Here is a 13,980-nt window from a genome sequence, read left to right as displayed (position 1 = left end):
CGGGTGTGGGCCTGGAGCTTCTGGGCGTACTGGCCCGGGTCGGCGGCCAGCTCGTAGCCGATGACGTGGTCCCCGGCCTCCAGCTCGCAGGCCAGGTTGGGCAGGTCGTCGGGCAGGGTCTCCCAGCGCAGTTCGCAGTCGGCGCCGGGGCCGGGGCCGGTGGTGATGTTCCGGAAGCGGATGGGCGGCGCGGGGTGGGTGAGCTGGCCCTGGGCCCTGTCGAAGCGGAGCGTCAGCCGGCCGGCGTCGTTGGCGTGGACGCGCAACTGCTGGCGGACGATGCCGCCGTCGGGGACGGGCGGGGTGTCGAAGGCGATCGTGTTCAGCAGCGCGTGCGCGCGGGACTTCACGATGACCTTGCCGGTACCGCGCCGCCCGTCCGCCGGGAGGCCGGCGGCGCTGCGGGCCTCCTTCACGGCCGCCGCGAGGTCGCCGCTGCCGGACATGTAGGCGAAGCCCCAGTACAGGGTGGTGTCGACGGCGTCCGCGGGCACGACGGCGTCGGGCACCGTGTAGATGCTGCCTTCACAGACGAACACCCCGGTGTACCCGGCGGCCAGGTCGCAGTGGTTGGGGTTGAGCCGGTAGCCCGCCGGGAGGCCCGCCCCGGCGCCTGCCGGGTCGGTCATCGGCTTCGTGCCGACGGCGATGACGACCTTCCCGGGGAGGGTCGTGCCGGACTCGACGACCGGGTAGAACCGCGGCAGCGAACGCGGCGCCGCCACCACGTCGTACCCCGACAGCTTCAGCTCGTCCGCCGCCACGGCGGCCCCCGCCCCCGCCGTCACACCGGCCACGGCAAGCAGCCCGGCCACACCGCTCATCGCCGCCGCGCGGCGCACACGCATGCGCTTGCTCAAGACTCGTTCCCCCCGGAACAGAAGAAAAGGGGCCCATCACCCCGTACGCGAGGAGTCGGCGCCGCTCTCACTCCCGCCCGGCGGGGGCGCGCCCGACACGGTGCATCCTCGGCTGCCCGGAGGGCGGCGTCAAGATGCGGAATCCTCGCTTCGGAGGTCCGTCACCTGCGGGTTCAGGCGGCGGGGCGGGGCCGGCCGGGCGTCAGTCGTCGTAGAAGAAGGACTCCAGGTCTTCCAGGGTGCCCGGGCCGCTGAAGGAGAACTCGGCCCGGGCCATGTCCTGCTCCGAGGGGGGCTGCCGCTCCTCGACGAACCGGCGCATCCACGTCTCGGCCGGTGCGGCGATCGCGTAGATCCCGGACAGCAGCTCGGTCATGCCGGCGGGGCGGTCCGGGGCGCGGCCCGCCACGGGCCGGAGTTCCCAGCCGCCGGCGCGGGCGGCCAGGCGGATCACGCCGGCCCAGTTGGCGATGCGCCCGATGCGGACGTACCAGTCGTCCTCGGTGAAGGGGGGCAGGCGGCCGCCGTGCAGGGCGTTGGTCGCGGCCGCGATGTCCGCCACCACCGCGCGCTCCACGTCGTCGCGTACCCAGCGGCCCTCCTGGGCGTCCTCGACGGCGGCGTCCCACCATTGCCCCGCGTCGTCGACCAGGGCAGGGAAGTTCTCCATCCCCGCACCATGCCACGGCTCCTCAGCCCGGCCCGTCCAGCCCCTCCGCGAGGAGTTCCGCCAGGTGCCGGGCCCTGCCGTCCGTCAGGTGGGCGATCTGGGTGCGGCAGGAGAAGCCGTCCGCCAGGACCTCCGCCCTGTCCTCGGCGCTCCGCAGGGCGGGCAGGAGCCGGTCCTCGGCGCAGGCCAGCGACACCTCCTCGTGGCCCGGTTCGAAGCCGAAGTTGCCGGCCAGGCCGCAGCAGCCGCCCTCCAGGTCGCCGGTCAGACCGGCCCGTTCCCGCAGGCGGCGGTCGGCCGCGTCGCCCAGGACGGCGTGCTGGTGGCAGTGGGTCTGGCCGGTCACCGGGCGGTCGAGGCGCGGCGGGGTCCAGTGGGGGGCGAGGGTCTCCAGGGCTTCCGCGAAGGTGAGGACCGAGGCGGCGAGGCGGGCCGCCCTGGGGTCGCCGGGGAGGAGTTCGGGGAGGTCGGTGCGGAGGGTCGCCGCGCAGGAGGGTTCCAGGACGACCACCGGGTCGTCCGCGCCGCCCCGGACGTCCAGCGTCCGCCGCATCACCCGCCGCGCCGCGCCCAGCCGGCCCGTCGACACGTAGGTCAGGCCGCAGCAGACCCGCCCCTCCGGGAGGGTCACCCCCAGCCCGGCCGCCTCCAGGACCCGGACGGCCGCCGTGCCCGTCTCGGGGGCCAGGTGGTCGGTGAAGGTGTCGGGCCAGAGGGTGAGGGCCGGCGGGCGGGAGGAGGCGCGCTCGGCGAACCAGGAGGTGAAGGTGCGGGCGGCCACCCGGGGCAGGGGGCGGGCCGGCGTCACGCCCGCGAGGCGGGCGGCGAAGGGGAGCCGGGTCAGCGCGTTCGTCCCCCGGCCGAAGAGGTCCAGCCAGTGCGGCAGGCCGCCCATCGTCCAGTGCGAGCGGGGGCGCCGCCACCAGCCGGCCGGGCCCGCGTAGTGCCGGGAGAGGAACTCCGCCTTGTACGCGGCCATGTCGACGCCCACCGGGCAGTCGCTGCGGCAGCCCTTGCAGGACAGGCAGAGGTCCAGCGCCTCGCGGACCTCCTCCGAGCGCCAGCCGTCCGTGATCACCTCGCCGAGGGCCATCTCGTGGAGGAGCCGGGCCCGCCCCCGGGTGGAGTGCCTCTCCTCGCCCGTGGCGCGGAACGACGGGCACATCACCGCGTCCCCCCGGCTCGGTCCTGCGACCCGGCACTTGGCGACGCCCACGCACCGGGCGGCCTCCCTGCCCACGCCGACCAGCGGCAGGCCCTCGAAGCGGAGGCCGGAGTCGAGGGGTTCGGGGCGGACGAGCATCCCCGGGTTCATGCCCCCGTCCGGGTCCCACACGTCCTTCACCGCGCCGAACAGGGCGACGAGGCCGTCGCCGTACATCCTCGGCAGCAGCTCCGCCCGGGCCTTGCCGTCGCCGTGCTCGCCGGAGAGGGAGCCGCCGTGGGCGACGACGAGGTCGGCGACGGCCTCCGAGAAGCGGCGGAAGTCGCGCACGCCCCCGCCCGTCCACAGGTCGAAGTCGACGCGGACGTGCACGCAGCCGTCGCCGAAGTGCCCGTACGGGGTCCCCCGCAGGCCGTACTCGGCGAGCAGGGCGCGGAACTCCCGCAGGTACGCGCCCAGCCGGGCGGGCGGCACCGCGCAGTCCTCCCAGCCGGGCCAGGCCTCCCCGCCACCGGGCATCCGGGTGGCCGTGCCGGCCGCGTCCTCGCGGATCCGCCACAGGGCCCGCTGCCCGGCCGGGTCGCGGACGACCGCCGCGTCGAGGGCGTCGGCGGCCCGCACCAGGTCCCGGGCCGCGCCCGCCCCGTCGGCCTCGCAGAACAGCCAGGCCCCGCCCCGGGGCAGTCCGGCGGCGGCCGGTCCGACGAGGTCCGCCGCCATGCCCTCCACCGTCAGCGGCCCGTACGGCAGGAGTCCCGCCGCCGCGTCGGCCGCCGCCGTCTCGTCGGCGTAGCCGAGGACGACGAGGACGGGTTCGGCGGGCAGCGGGACGAGGCGGACGGTCGCCTCCGTCACCACGCCGAGGGTGCCCTCGGCGCCGACGAAGGAGCGGACGACGTCGGTGCCCCGCTCGGGGAGCAGCGCGTCGAGGGCGTAGCCGGAGATGCGGCGCGGCAGCCCGGGCGGGTAGCCGGTGCGCAGGAGGGCGAGGTTGCGGTCCACCAGGTCGAGGAGGCCGGGCGGGGCGCCCTGTCCGCCCGTCCCGAGCGTCAGCCTCTCCCCCCGGTAGGTCACCACATCGAGCGAGCGCACGTTGTCCGCGGTCGTGCCCCAGGCGACCGAGTGCGCCCCGCAGGCGTTGTTGCCGATCATGCCGCCGAGGGTGCAGCGGCTGTGGGTGGACGGGTCGGGGCCGAAGGTGAGGCCGTACGGGCGGACGGCCTCCCGCAGCCGGCCGAGGACGAGGCCGGGCGCGACGACGGCGGTGCGCGCCGCCGGGTCGACGGAGACGAGTCCGTTCATGTGCCGTGTGAGGTCGAGCACGACGCCGGTGCCCGTCGCCTGGCCCCCGATGGACGTGCCGGCGCCGCGCGCGACGACCGGGACGCCGTGGCGCCGGCACACCTCCAGGGCGGCGGCGACGTCGTCGGCGTCGCGCGGTGCGACCGTACCGGCGGGCACGCGGCGGTAGTTGGAGGCGTCCATGGTGGCGAGCGCCCGCGCGGAGGTGCCGAAATCGACGTCTCCGGCGACCGCGGACCTCAGTTCGGCGGCGAGTTCCCCGCCCCTTCCCGCGACTCTCTCGTCTGTTCCCACGACGCAAGGATGTCCCGTTCTTCGTCTCATCCGGCGGACATCACGCGCTCCGGCCCTTCCCGAACCGATACCCTCCGCCTCGTGGCCGATATCCAGATTCCCGCTGACATCAAGCCCGCAGACGGTCGTTTCGGCGCGGGCCCCTCCAAGGTGCGGACGGAGGCGCTGGACGCCCTGGCCGCCACCGGCACCTCCCTCCTGGGCACGTCCCACCGCCAGGCTCCGGTCAAGAACCTGGTCGGCGAGGTCCGTGCCGGCATCTCCGCGCTGTTCTCGCTGCCCGAGGGTTACGAGGTGATCCTGGGCAACGGCGGCTCCACCGCCTTCTGGGACGTCGCGACCCACGGTCTGATCGAGAACAAGTCGCAGCACCTCACCTTCGGCGAGTTCTCCTCCAAGTTCGCGAAGGCCGCGAAGCTGGCCCCGTGGCTGGCCGAGCCGACCGTGGTCTCCTCCGACCCGGGCACCCACCCGGAGCCGGTGGCCGAGGCGGGCGTCGACGTCTACGCCTACACCCACAACGAGACCTCGACCGGTGTCGCCGCCCCGCTGAAGCGGGTCGCGGGCGCCGACGAGGGCGCGCTGGTCCTGGTGGACGCCACCTCGGGCGCGGGCGGCCTGCCCGTCGACATCACCGAGACGGACGTCTACTACTTCGCCCCGCAGAAGTCCTTCGCCGCCGACGGCGGCCTGTGGCTGGCGGCGTTCTCGCCGGCCGCGCTGGAGCGGGCGCAGCGGATCCACGCGTCGGGCCGGCACATCCCGGAGTTCTTCTCCCTGCCGACGGCAATCGACAACTCGCTGAAGAACCAGACGTACAACACCCCGGCGCTCTCGACCCTCTTCCTGCTGAACGAGCAGCTGAAGTGGATCAACGGCCAGGGCGGTCTGGAGTGGGCCGTGGCCCGCACGAAGGAGTCCTCGGACGCGCTCTACACGTGGGCCGAGGAGTCGAAGTACGCGACGCCGTTCGTCACCGACCCGGCGAAGCGCTCGCAGGTCATCGGCACGATCGACTTCGCGGACGAGATCGACGCGGCCGCGGTCGCGAAGGTGCTGCGCGCGAACGGGATCGTGGACACGGAGCCGTACCGCAAGCTGGGCCGCAACCAGCTGCGGATCGCGATGTTCCCGGCGGTCGACCCGGCGGACGTGCGGGCGCTGACGGCCTGCATCGACCACGTGATCGAGAAGCTCTGATCACCGCCCCGCCCCTGTACGGAGGGCCCCGCACCGGTCGTGACCGGTGCGGGGCCCTCCGCCGTGGGCCCGGCCTCCGGGCCCTCCGTCAGCCGCCGCCCTGGGCCTTCACGTGGTCGATGACGGCGTCGAACTCCGCCGTCGGCGAGAACTCGACGACGTCGACGTCCTCCAGTGCCTCGGGGGCGTGGCCGGGGCCCCAGTAGTAGGCCTGGCCGGCCTCGTAGACCTCCTCGCCGGTCGCCGTGCGCATCCTGATCCGGCCCTTGAACAGGTATCCCCAGTGCGGGCACTGGCACAGGTCGCCCTCCAGGCCCTTGAGGGCCGGCGCCATGTCGGTGCCCTTGGGGAGGTGGATGAAGGCGACGCTCATGCCTCCGCCCGCCTCCCGCTTCCGGAAGTCGAGGCCGCCGCCCTCCATGGCGACCGGGGTGCCGTCACGCGTGAATGCCGTCATGCCGTCTCACCTCTTCGGTCTCCTTCCAGTCTCGACCCGGGGCGGCCCGGCGGCGAGGGCGGAGCAACCGGGGCGGGTCAGCGGCGGAGGAGGCGCTTGACGCCGAGGACGAGGACGGTGGCGCCCGCGAGGACCAGGAAGCCGGTGGTGGCGCTGCCCTGCGCGCCGGCGCCCGCGCCGGCGGGGCCGGCGGTGGCGCCGGGGGCCGGGGTGCCGGTGCCGGTGCCGGGCTGCGACGGAGCGGAGCCCCCGCCCTCCGGGCGGTCCTCGCGGTCGACGCGGACGACGCGGCTGTGCACGCCCTCCGAGCCGAACATGAGGGCCGAGCCGTCGTTCGTGTACGTCACCGATTCCGCCTGGCCCTGGAAGGGGGCGCCGGGGGAGGTGCCGTCGCCCTCGATGCGGCCGTCCTTCCAAACGTACTCGCGGGCGCTGAAGTAGCTGCGCAGGAGGAGCCGGTCGCCGTCGGGCGAGAAGGCGCCGTCGGTCACCCAGGGGACCTCGCCGATGCGGCGGAAGGTGTTGGTGCCGGAGGCGGAGAGGCGCTCGGGGCCCTCGTACAGGCCGCCGCCGTCCTCGTTCTTGCTGGCGATGTAGACGCGGCCGGTCTCGGGGTGGACCATCAGCGCCTCGGCGTTGCGGGGGCCGTCGGCGTACTTCACGACGTACTGCTCCGCCCGGACGGTGCGGTCCCCCAGGGTCTTCGGCTCGGGGAAGCGGTAGATCCAGACGTGGTCCCAGGAGCCGTCGAGGTTGTCGCCGATGTCGCCGACGTAGATGTCGCCGTCCGGGCCGACGGAGATGGCCTCCATGTCCCGGGGGGTGCCGACCCCGGTCATGGTCAGGGTCGCGACCGTCTTGCCCGTACGGGAGTCGACGCCGAAGATCCGGGGCTGGTCCTGGTCGTTGTGCGTCCAATAGATCCCCGGGTGGGCCCGGCTCGCGGCGAGTCCGCTGGACTCGGTGATCCGCGGGTCCTCGATCGTGAAGTCCCGGTCGGCGGGGCCGGGGTCCGCGTACGCGGGGGTCGCGGACAGGGCGAGGGCCGCGGCGGCGGCGAGGACGGCACGGGATCCGGTACGCATGGCCCCAGCCTGCCACGCCCCTCCCGAAGCCGCCGGTCCCCGCCCCCGGGGGCCGGACCCTCCCGGGACGGGGGCGGCTGAGGGGGGCGGGTGGGGGGTGGGTCCGGGGTGGGTCCGGGGTGGCCTCGGGACAGCTCCGGAATGGTTCCGGGGCGGCCCCGGGACAGCTCCGGGACGGGCCCGGAATGGGCCCGGCGAGGCCCCAGGATGGCCCCGGAATGGCTCCGGTACGGGCCCGGCGGGCCCCGGGACGGCTCCGCCGCCGGTCCGGTTCCGGTTCCGCCTTCGGACCGGCCCCGGCCCGTTCCCGGGCCGCCGAAAGTGGTTGACCTGCGGTGACGGCGGTGTCATGGTCACGATCATGCCTACCTTCTCCGCGCCCGACGGCACCCTCCTCGCCTACCACGAGTCCGGATCGGGGCCCGGTGCGCCGCTGCTCTGCCTGCCGGGCGGGCCCATGCGGGACTCCGCCTACCTGGAGGACCTGGACGGTCTCGCCGGCCGCCGGGTCGTCCGGCTCGACCTGCGGGGCACCGGCGCCTCCGAAGCGCCCGCCGATCCGGGGTCGTACCGCTGCGACCGGCTCGTCGGGGACGTGGAGGCGCTGCGGGTCCACCTCGGGCTCGACGAGGTCGACCTCCTCGGCCACTCGGCGGGCGCGAACCTCGCCGCGCTGTACCTGACGCGGCACGCGGAGCGGGTCCGGCGGCTGGTGCTCGTGACGCCGGGCCCCGCGGCGGCCGGGCTCGTGCCGGCGCCCGAGGAGCGGCTCGCGGCGGCGCGGCTGCGCGCCGGGGAGCCGTGGTTCGCGGAGGCGTACGCGGCGCTGGAGGAGATGGCGGCGGGGCGCGGGACCGAGGCGGTCTTCGCGAAGGTCATGCCGTTCTTCCACGGCACCTGGGACGACGCGGCGCGCGAGCGGGAAGCGGCCACGGCCCGGCAGCGGAACGCCGAGGCGGCCGCGGTCTACGGCGGCGAGGGCGCCTACGACCCGGCGGCGACGCGCGCGGTCTTCGCGGAGTTCGGGCGGCCCGTGCTGGTCCTCGCCGGCGAGGGCGACGCGAACACCCCGCCGCCGACGGCCGCCGCGTACGCGGAGCTGTTCCCGGCGGCCCGCTTCGAGGTCCTGAAGGGCGGCGGCCACTTCCCGTGGCACGACGACGCCGAGTGGTTCGCGGGCAACGTCACGGAGTTCCTGGACGCGTAGGCGCCCCGGCGCACCCGAACGCGGGGCGGCGCCCCGTACAACCTTCCGGGCGGGCGGCGGGTCTGTGGGGTGTGGCGCTGGGGCGCCGCACCCGCTCTTCCCTCGCCCGAGGAGGCCCCGCCTTGTCCCGTGCCCGCGCCGGCGCCCGCCGCAACCGCCCGTCCCGGCTCCGCCTGACCGCCGCCCTGGCCGTCACCCTCGCCGCGACGACCGCCGCCACCGCGGCGGGGCCGGCGAGCGCGACGGCGGCCCCGGCCGCCCTGACACAGGAGGCAAGGGCCGGGGCGGCGCTCCCCGAGCTCAGCTCCGCGGACGGTGTCCGCGGCGTCGGCACCACCGGCTTCCTCACCGTCCGGAACTCCGTCGCCACCTGGACGCGGTACGACGGCACCTCCGTCGACCTGTCCGAGGACGGGGCCCGCTATTCGGGCGCCGACCAGAGCGACGTCGTAGTGGTGAGCAAGGGCACGCGCCACACCTTCCACGACATGGCCGGGGGCGGCGACCCCGTCGTCATCGACAGCCCGCCGTACGCGCTGAACGCGGTCGACGGCTCGACGCTCGTGATGGTCGACGAGGCCGCCGGCACCCTCCACCTCGTCAGCCGGACGCCGGACGGCCGGACCGTCGACCGGAAGGTGACCGGGCTGCCGGCCGGAAAGATCGGGAACACCGCCGGAACGGTCCCCGGCACGGTGGCCGTCCAGGTGGCCGAGGCCGGCACCTCCGCGTACCGGCTCGCCGTGGTCGACGTGGCCACGGCCGCCACCACCCGGACCTACGACCTGGGCGGCTACGCCTACCGGACCCAGGTGACGCAGGATCATGTCGCCTGGCAGACCTACGGCACCACGACGAAGGTCGTCGACCGGCGCACCGGGGCGTCCGAGACCGTGTCCGGCTGGGCCACGTTGGCCTTCGGCGACGACTGGCTCGCGGTCGAGGACTCCACCCGGCTCACCTTCCGGTCACGGAAGGACGGCCACACGGTCGAGCCCTTCCGCTTCGCGAACCAGATCACGCCAGGGCCCGACGGCACGCTCCTCGTGCGCGGCGGCACCGCGGCGGACGGCTGGGGCGTCTTCCGGGTCGCCCTCGGCACCGACGGCGAGCCGAAGGCGACCATGGTGGCGGACGTCCCCGACGGCCAGGAGCTCACCCTGAGGAGCCTGTCGGTGCCGAACGGCCCCGGGACGTTCCGCTGGGACATCAGCGACGAGGAGGCGACCGTCAGCTTCGAGCTGACGCACACCGCCACCGGCCTGACGACCACCCTCCACAACGAGTACCAGCCGTTCGTCACCTGGGACGGCAGGCTGCGCAGCAAGTACTTCAGCGCCTACAACGGCACGTACACGTGGAAGATGCGCGCCGGTTCGGAGGGGGCCGACTTCGGCCCTGCCGTCGTCCGCACGGGCACCCTCACCGTGGCCCGCCCCGCGCAGCGGCGCGACTTCAACGACAACGGCGGCGCCGACGCACTCGTCCGCGACGGCTCCGGCAGGCTCCTCGCCTACGAGACAAGCGAGTTGACCGGCCTGCGAACCCCTCCCGACTGCCACGAGACGAGCTGCAGCTCCATCGGAAAACCGACCCCGGAGCTCCTCGGCACCGGCGGGTGGAACACGTACACCCTGCTGGCCTCCCCCGGGAACCTGGCCGGCGGCGCCGCCGACGACATCGTCGGCCGGGACCGGGACGGCGTGCTCTGGCTCTACCGGAGCGAGCAGCAGAAGCTGCTGCCGCGCACGAAGGTCGGCGGCGGCTGGCAGGTCTACAACAAGCTCGCCGGAGGCTCCGACCTCGACAACGACGGGCGCGGCGACCTCCTCGCCACCGACACCTCCGGCGTCCTCTGGTTCTACGCCTCCACCGGCGACGCCAAGTCCCCCTTCAAGCCCCGCAAGAGGATCGGCGGCGGCTGGCAGCAGTACAACCTCCTGACCGCCCCCGGCAACATCGCCGGCGCCCCCGGCGGCGACCTCCTCGCCCGCGACAGGGACGGCGTCCTCTGGCTCTACCTCGGCAAGGGCGACGGCACCTTCACCGCCCGCCGCAAGGTCGGCGGCGGCTGGCAGAAGTACACCCACATCATCCCCGCCGGGAAGAACCCCTGGCACCCCGTGAACGACATCCTCGCCGTCGGCCCCACCGGCTCCGCGCGCTACTACGGCACCGACAGCACCACCCGCCCCTTCGACCCCGCCTACACCCTCCCCCTCCGCACCGACTCCACCACCTACAAGACCTTCTTCTAGGCCCGCTCCTCCCCCCTCGCCCCCCTCCCGCCCGTGTCCGGCGTCACGTCGCAGGTCGCGGGCGGGGTCCGGGATGATGGGAGCATGCGTTTTCTGTTCGTCGGCGACAGCATGACCATCGGACGCGCCGGCGACTGGACCTGGCGATACCGCATGTGGGAGCACCTGGAGGCGGTGCTGCCCGGCGGGTACGAGATCGTCGGGCCCCGGGACGGGCTGTACGTGCCCGAGGGGGAGGCGGGGGACCCGGCGGGGTACGCCGATCCCGCGTTCCCGGCCGCCGCCCGCCGGCACCTGGCCGGGTGGGGCGAGGGATGGCTGCACATGGCCCCGGTCATCGGGGAGGCCGTCGCCGCGGCCCGCGCCGACGTGCTGCTGGTCTCGCTCGGCCTGATCGACCTGGGCTTCTACACCAACAGCGACCAGACCGAGGAGAACGTGCGGGCGTTCGTGGCCGCCGCCCGGGCCGCGAACCCGCGGATCCGGGCCGTGCTGCTGCCCGTGATCCCCAACGTCCGCGCCGGCTACGACGCCGCCTTCGCCGCCGAGTGCGCCCGCTTCAACGAGCTGCTGGCGAAGGCGGTGGCGGACCTGGACTCGGCGGCCTCGCCGCTGCTGCTCGCGACCGTCCCCGACGCGTACGACCTGCGGACGGACACGTACGACGGCACGCACCCGAGCCCGAGCGGCGAGCACCGGCTGGCCGCCGCCTTCGCGGGCGCGATGCACCAGGCGTGGGGGCTCGGCGGGCCCTACCGGGAGCGGTGACGGCTCAGGCCCGGCCCCGGAGCCTCGGCCAGAAGAGGTAGCCGAAGAAGGTCGCCACGGGGGCGACGACGAGCAGGGCCATCGGCAGCTCGACCACGTCGTTGACGGACAGGACGAGGAGCAGGACGCCGAGGACGACCTCGGCGCCGAAGGCCAGGAACAGGGCCGGGACGAAGCGCCGTTCGAGGCCCTCGCGCCGTTCGATCCGGCGCGCCGCACCGGCGTCCTCGGTCCAGTCCTCGCCGCGCAGCCGCTCCCAGGCGGCGCGCAGGACCTCGATCTCGCGCTCCACCGGGACGTGGTTGTCGTCCACGTAGAAGAGCTGGAGACGGCGGCCGTCGCGCCCGTAGGCGTACGAGATCACCTGCGGCTGGCCCTGGCCCATGCCCGCCGAGGGATTGGGCACGGCGCGGATGTCCTGGACGTCCGCCCAGGCGATCCGCCGCCGCCGGACGAAGCCGCGGACGTGGATGCCCCGGCCGTCGGCGGTGGTCGAGAGGCTCCGGGCCGCGACGACGATCCAGCCGAGGAGGCCGAGGACGACCCAGGTGAGGAGCCACTTCACCCAGCCGGGGGCGGACTCCTCGGCGTAGACCGGGAGCAGCGCGCCCGGAAGGCCGAGACCCGCGGCGACGTACACGGCGGTCATCCGGCCGGGCCTGATCCGGTAGGTGCGGGGCAGGGCGGAGTTCCGGGTCATGACTTCCCCCGTTCAATCGTTGAACGATCCGACGAGAGCAGGTTAGGCCCAACCGCCTTCCGGTGAAAGGGAGTTCACACAACAGGTCACTCGGACGAGCCGGCCGGCGGACGGGGCGCGGACGGGGGCGCCGCCCCCCAGGGCGGCCTCCGGCACGTTCCGGCGGGCGCGGACACGCGGAACGCCGCCCCCGGAGGGACGGCGTTCCGTCGTGCGTCACCGGCCGGCCCGCGGCGGCCGAACCGCGGGCGGGCCTACCAGGCGAAGGCCTCCGGGGACGGGCCCGGGCCCGGGAAGATCCCGTCCAGCTCGGCCAGCAGTTCCTCGCCCAGCTCCAGCTCCAGGGCACGCAGGGCGCCCGCCAGCTGCTCCGGGGTGCGCGGGCCGACGATCGGGCCGGTCACGCCGGGACGGGTGAGCAGCCAGGCCAGGCCCACCTCGCCGGGGGCGAGGCCGTGCTTGTCGAGCAGGTCCTCGTACGCCTGGAACTGCGCGCGCTTCGCCGGGTCCGCCAGCGTCTGCGCCGCGCGGCCCTCGGTGCGGCGCTTGCCCTCGGTCTCCTTCCTCAGGACGCCGCCGAGGAGGCCGCCGTGCAGCGGCGACCACGGGATGACGCCGAGGCCGTACTCCTGGGCGGCCGGGATGACCTCCATCTCGGCGCGGCGCTCGAAGAGGTTGTAGAGGCACTGCTCGCTGACCAGGCCGACCATGCCGCGCCGGGCGGCGGCCTCGTTGGCCTGGGCGATCTTGTAGCCGGGGAAGTTGGACGAGCCGGCGTAGAGGATCTTGCCCTGCCCGATCAGGACGTCGATCGCCTGCCACACCTCGTCGAAGGGGGTGTCGCGGTCGACGTGGTGGAACTGGTAGACGTCGATGTGGTCGGTGCCGAGCCGCTTGAGGCTGGCGTCCACCGCGCGGCGGATGTTGAGCGCGGAGATCTTGTCGTGGTTCGGCCACGCCTCGCCGTCGGGGCCCATGTTCCCGTACACCTTGGTGGCGAGGACGGTCCGGTCGCGGCGGCCGTCGCCCTTCGCGAACCAGGAGCCGATGATCTCCTCGGTGCGGCCCTTGTTCTCGCCCCAGCCGTAGACGTTGGCCGTGTCGAAGAAGTTCAGGCCGGCGTCGAGCGCCGCGTCCATGATCGTGTGGCTGGTGGCCTCGTCGGTCTGCGGGCCGAAGTTCATCGTGCCGAGGACGAGGCGGCTGACCTTGAGTCCGGTGCGTCCGAGCTGCGTGTACTCCATGGGACACAAGCCAACTCGTTGGAGCGCACTCGAAGCAAGGGCTTGCCGGAGGGGCGGGCGGTGCTACTGGCCGACCACCGAGGCCACCGCGATGATCGCGAACATCAGTACGAGCACGCTGGCCATGATCTGGTTACGAGTCTTCGGATCCACTCTTCGAGGTTAACCCGGCCCGCCGCCCCGCCCCTCCAGGGGCCAGGCCTCCACCACCTCGTAGCGGGGCCCCTCCCCCGGCACCCCGTCCACCGGCAGGTTCGAGCGGACCAGGGACAGCTCGCCCACCTGCCAGCGGGTGCCCTCGAAGCCGTCGAGGGCGGCCAGGAAGGGGGCCAGCGGGGCGCCCTCGCCGCGGGCGCGGGCGATCGTCAGGTGGGCCTGGTAGCGGCGGTGCTCCTCCATCGGGATCCCGGCCCGGCGGGCCGCCGCGTCGGCGCGCTCGGCCAGCAGCCGCAGCGCGTCCAGCTCGCCGGCGGCCCCGGTCCACAGGGCGCGGCGGCCGAAGTGCCCGCCGCCGTGCAGCCGCAGTCCGAAGGGCGGGGTGCGGTGGGCGGCGCGGGCCAGCCGGGCGCGGAGCTCCGGCAGCAGGGCGTCCTCGACCTCCCCCATGAAGGCGAGCGTGAAGTGCCAGCCGGGGCGGGAGGTCCAGCGCAGGGCGTCCGCGCCGGGCAGGGCGTGCAGCCCGTCGACGACGGCGCCCAGCTCGGCGAGCGGCCCGGCGGGCGGCAGGACGGCGGCGAAAAGCCTCATGACCGCCAGTGTGGCAGCGGATA

The 13,980-nt window shown here is 74.6% G+C and carries 12 protein-coding genes; 4 read left to right on the top strand and 8 right to left on the bottom strand.

Annotated elements, in window-relative coordinates:
* The 3 genes from ACFW6A_RS31615 to ACFW6A_RS31605 all read right to left on the bottom strand — a co-directional run.
* Positions 1–860, bottom strand: an 860-nt coding sequence (locus tag ACFW6A_RS31615) for a hypothetical protein (RefSeq protein ID WP_386644630.1), incomplete at its 3' end; no start/stop codon positions are given.
* A gap of 202 nt (positions 861–1,062) precedes the next feature.
* Complete coding sequence (locus ACFW6A_RS31610; protein ID WP_386477470.1) at positions 1,063–1,530, bottom strand: hypothetical protein; 468 nt, start codon at positions 1,528–1,530, stop codon at positions 1,063–1,065.
* Positions 1,531–1,552: 22 nt separating this feature from the next.
* Positions 1,553–4,321 carry an FAD-binding and (Fe-S)-binding domain-containing protein gene (locus ACFW6A_RS31605; RefSeq protein ID WP_386644627.1) on the bottom strand — a complete coding sequence of 923 codons (2,769 nt, stop codon included), beginning with the start codon at positions 4,319–4,321 and terminating at the stop codon, positions 1,553–1,555.
* Between the two features lie 51 nt (positions 4,322–4,372).
* On the opposite strand from ACFW6A_RS31605, the gene serC reads away from it, so the two are divergent.
* Positions 4,373–5,491 carry a phosphoserine transaminase gene (gene serC / locus ACFW6A_RS31600; protein WP_351857157.1) on the top strand — a complete coding sequence of 373 codons (1,119 nt, stop codon included), beginning with the start codon at positions 4,373–4,375 and terminating at the stop codon, positions 5,489–5,491.
* An 88-nt stretch (positions 5,492–5,579) separates the two neighbouring features.
* Here the strand turns inward: serC and ACFW6A_RS31595 are convergent, their stop codons facing one another.
* Positions 5,580–5,948, bottom strand: a complete 369-nt coding sequence (locus tag ACFW6A_RS31595; protein WP_351856942.1) for a hypothetical protein — start codon at positions 5,946–5,948, stop codon at positions 5,580–5,582.
* 77 nt (positions 5,949–6,025) lie between these two features.
* Entirely contained in the window at positions 6,026–7,033 is a 1,008-nt protein-coding gene (locus ACFW6A_RS31590) for a WD40 repeat domain-containing protein (protein WP_351856944.1), read from the bottom strand.
* Between the two features lie 361 nt (positions 7,034–7,394).
* Here ACFW6A_RS31590 and ACFW6A_RS31585 point away from each other — a divergent pair, with 361 nt between their 5' ends.
* The 3 genes from ACFW6A_RS31585 to ACFW6A_RS31575 all read left to right on the top strand — a co-directional run bounded on the left by ACFW6A_RS31585 (position 7,395) and on the right by ACFW6A_RS31575 (position 11,266).
* Positions 7,395–8,240 carry an alpha/beta hydrolase gene (locus ACFW6A_RS31585; RefSeq protein ID WP_351856946.1) on the top strand — a complete coding sequence of 282 codons (846 nt, stop codon included), beginning with the start codon at positions 7,395–7,397 and terminating at the stop codon, positions 8,238–8,240.
* A 122-nt stretch (positions 8,241–8,362) separates the two neighbouring features.
* Positions 8,363–10,498, top strand: a complete 2,136-nt coding sequence (locus ACFW6A_RS31580) for a hypothetical protein (RefSeq protein ID WP_386477477.1) — start codon at positions 8,363–8,365, stop codon at positions 10,496–10,498.
* An 84-nt stretch (positions 10,499–10,582) separates the two neighbouring features.
* Positions 10,583–11,266 (top strand): GDSL-type esterase/lipase family protein, encoded by a 684-nt coding sequence (locus ACFW6A_RS31575; protein WP_351856950.1) that lies wholly within the window; start codon positions 10,583–10,585, stop codon positions 11,264–11,266.
* Between the two features lie 4 nt (positions 11,267–11,270).
* Here ACFW6A_RS31575 and ACFW6A_RS31570 read toward each other — a convergent pair whose 3' ends face one another.
* The 3 genes from ACFW6A_RS31570 to thpR form a co-directional block, all read right to left on the bottom strand.
* Entirely contained in the window at positions 11,271–11,966 is a 696-nt protein-coding gene (locus tag ACFW6A_RS31570; protein ID WP_351856952.1) for a PH domain-containing protein, read from the bottom strand.
* Positions 11,967–12,220: 254 nt separating this feature from the next.
* A complete protein-coding gene (locus ACFW6A_RS31565) occupies positions 12,221–13,210 on the bottom strand; it encodes an aldo/keto reductase (protein WP_386477481.1) in 990 nt (329 codons plus the stop codon).
* Positions 13,211–13,372: 162 nt separating this feature from the next.
* Positions 13,373–13,957, bottom strand: a complete 585-nt coding sequence (gene thpR, locus ACFW6A_RS31560) for an RNA 2',3'-cyclic phosphodiesterase (protein ID WP_386477484.1) — start codon at positions 13,955–13,957, stop codon at positions 13,373–13,375.
* Between the last annotated feature and the right edge of the window lie 23 nt (positions 13,958–13,980).

It is taken from the genome of Streptomyces sp. NPDC058758 (genome assembly GCF_042746075.1).
In the GTDB taxonomy this organism is placed as follows: Bacteria; Actinomycetota; Actinomycetes; order Streptomycetales; family Streptomycetaceae; genus Streptomyces.
The sequence above is the reverse complement of the archived record's forward strand: the minus strand, read 5'-3'. Positions and strand labels throughout refer to the sequence as shown.

Excerpts from the sequence above, each read along its gene's own strand:
- ACFW6A_RS31610 (WP_386477470.1), bottom strand. The coding sequence starts at position 1,530 with ATGGAGAACTTCCCTGCCCTGGTCGACGACGCGGGGCAATGGTGGGAC.
- ACFW6A_RS31605 (WP_386644627.1), bottom strand. The coding sequence starts at position 4,321 with ATGAGACGAAGAACGGGACATCCTTGCGTCGTGGGAACAGACGAGAGA.
- ACFW6A_RS31595 (WP_351856942.1), bottom strand. The coding sequence starts at position 5,948 with ATGACGGCATTCACGCGTGACGGCACCCCGGTCGCCATGGAGGGCGGC.
- ACFW6A_RS31590 (WP_351856944.1), bottom strand. The coding sequence starts at position 7,033 with ATGCGTACCGGATCCCGTGCCGTCCTCGCCGCCGCCGCGGCCCTCGCC.
- ACFW6A_RS31585 (WP_351856946.1), top strand. The coding sequence starts at position 7,395 with ATGCCTACCTTCTCCGCGCCCGACGGCACCCTCCTCGCCTACCACGAG.
- ACFW6A_RS31575 (WP_351856950.1), top strand. The coding sequence starts at position 10,583 with ATGCGTTTTCTGTTCGTCGGCGACAGCATGACCATCGGACGCGCCGGC.
- ACFW6A_RS31570 (WP_351856952.1), bottom strand. The coding sequence starts at position 11,966 with ATGACCCGGAACTCCGCCCTGCCCCGCACCTACCGGATCAGGCCCGGC.
- ACFW6A_RS31565 (WP_386477481.1), bottom strand. The coding sequence starts at position 13,210 with ATGGAGTACACGCAGCTCGGACGCACCGGACTCAAGGTCAGCCGCCTC.
- thpR (WP_386477484.1), bottom strand. The coding sequence starts at position 13,957 with ATGAGGCTTTTCGCCGCCGTCCTGCCGCCCGCCGGGCCGCTCGCCGAG.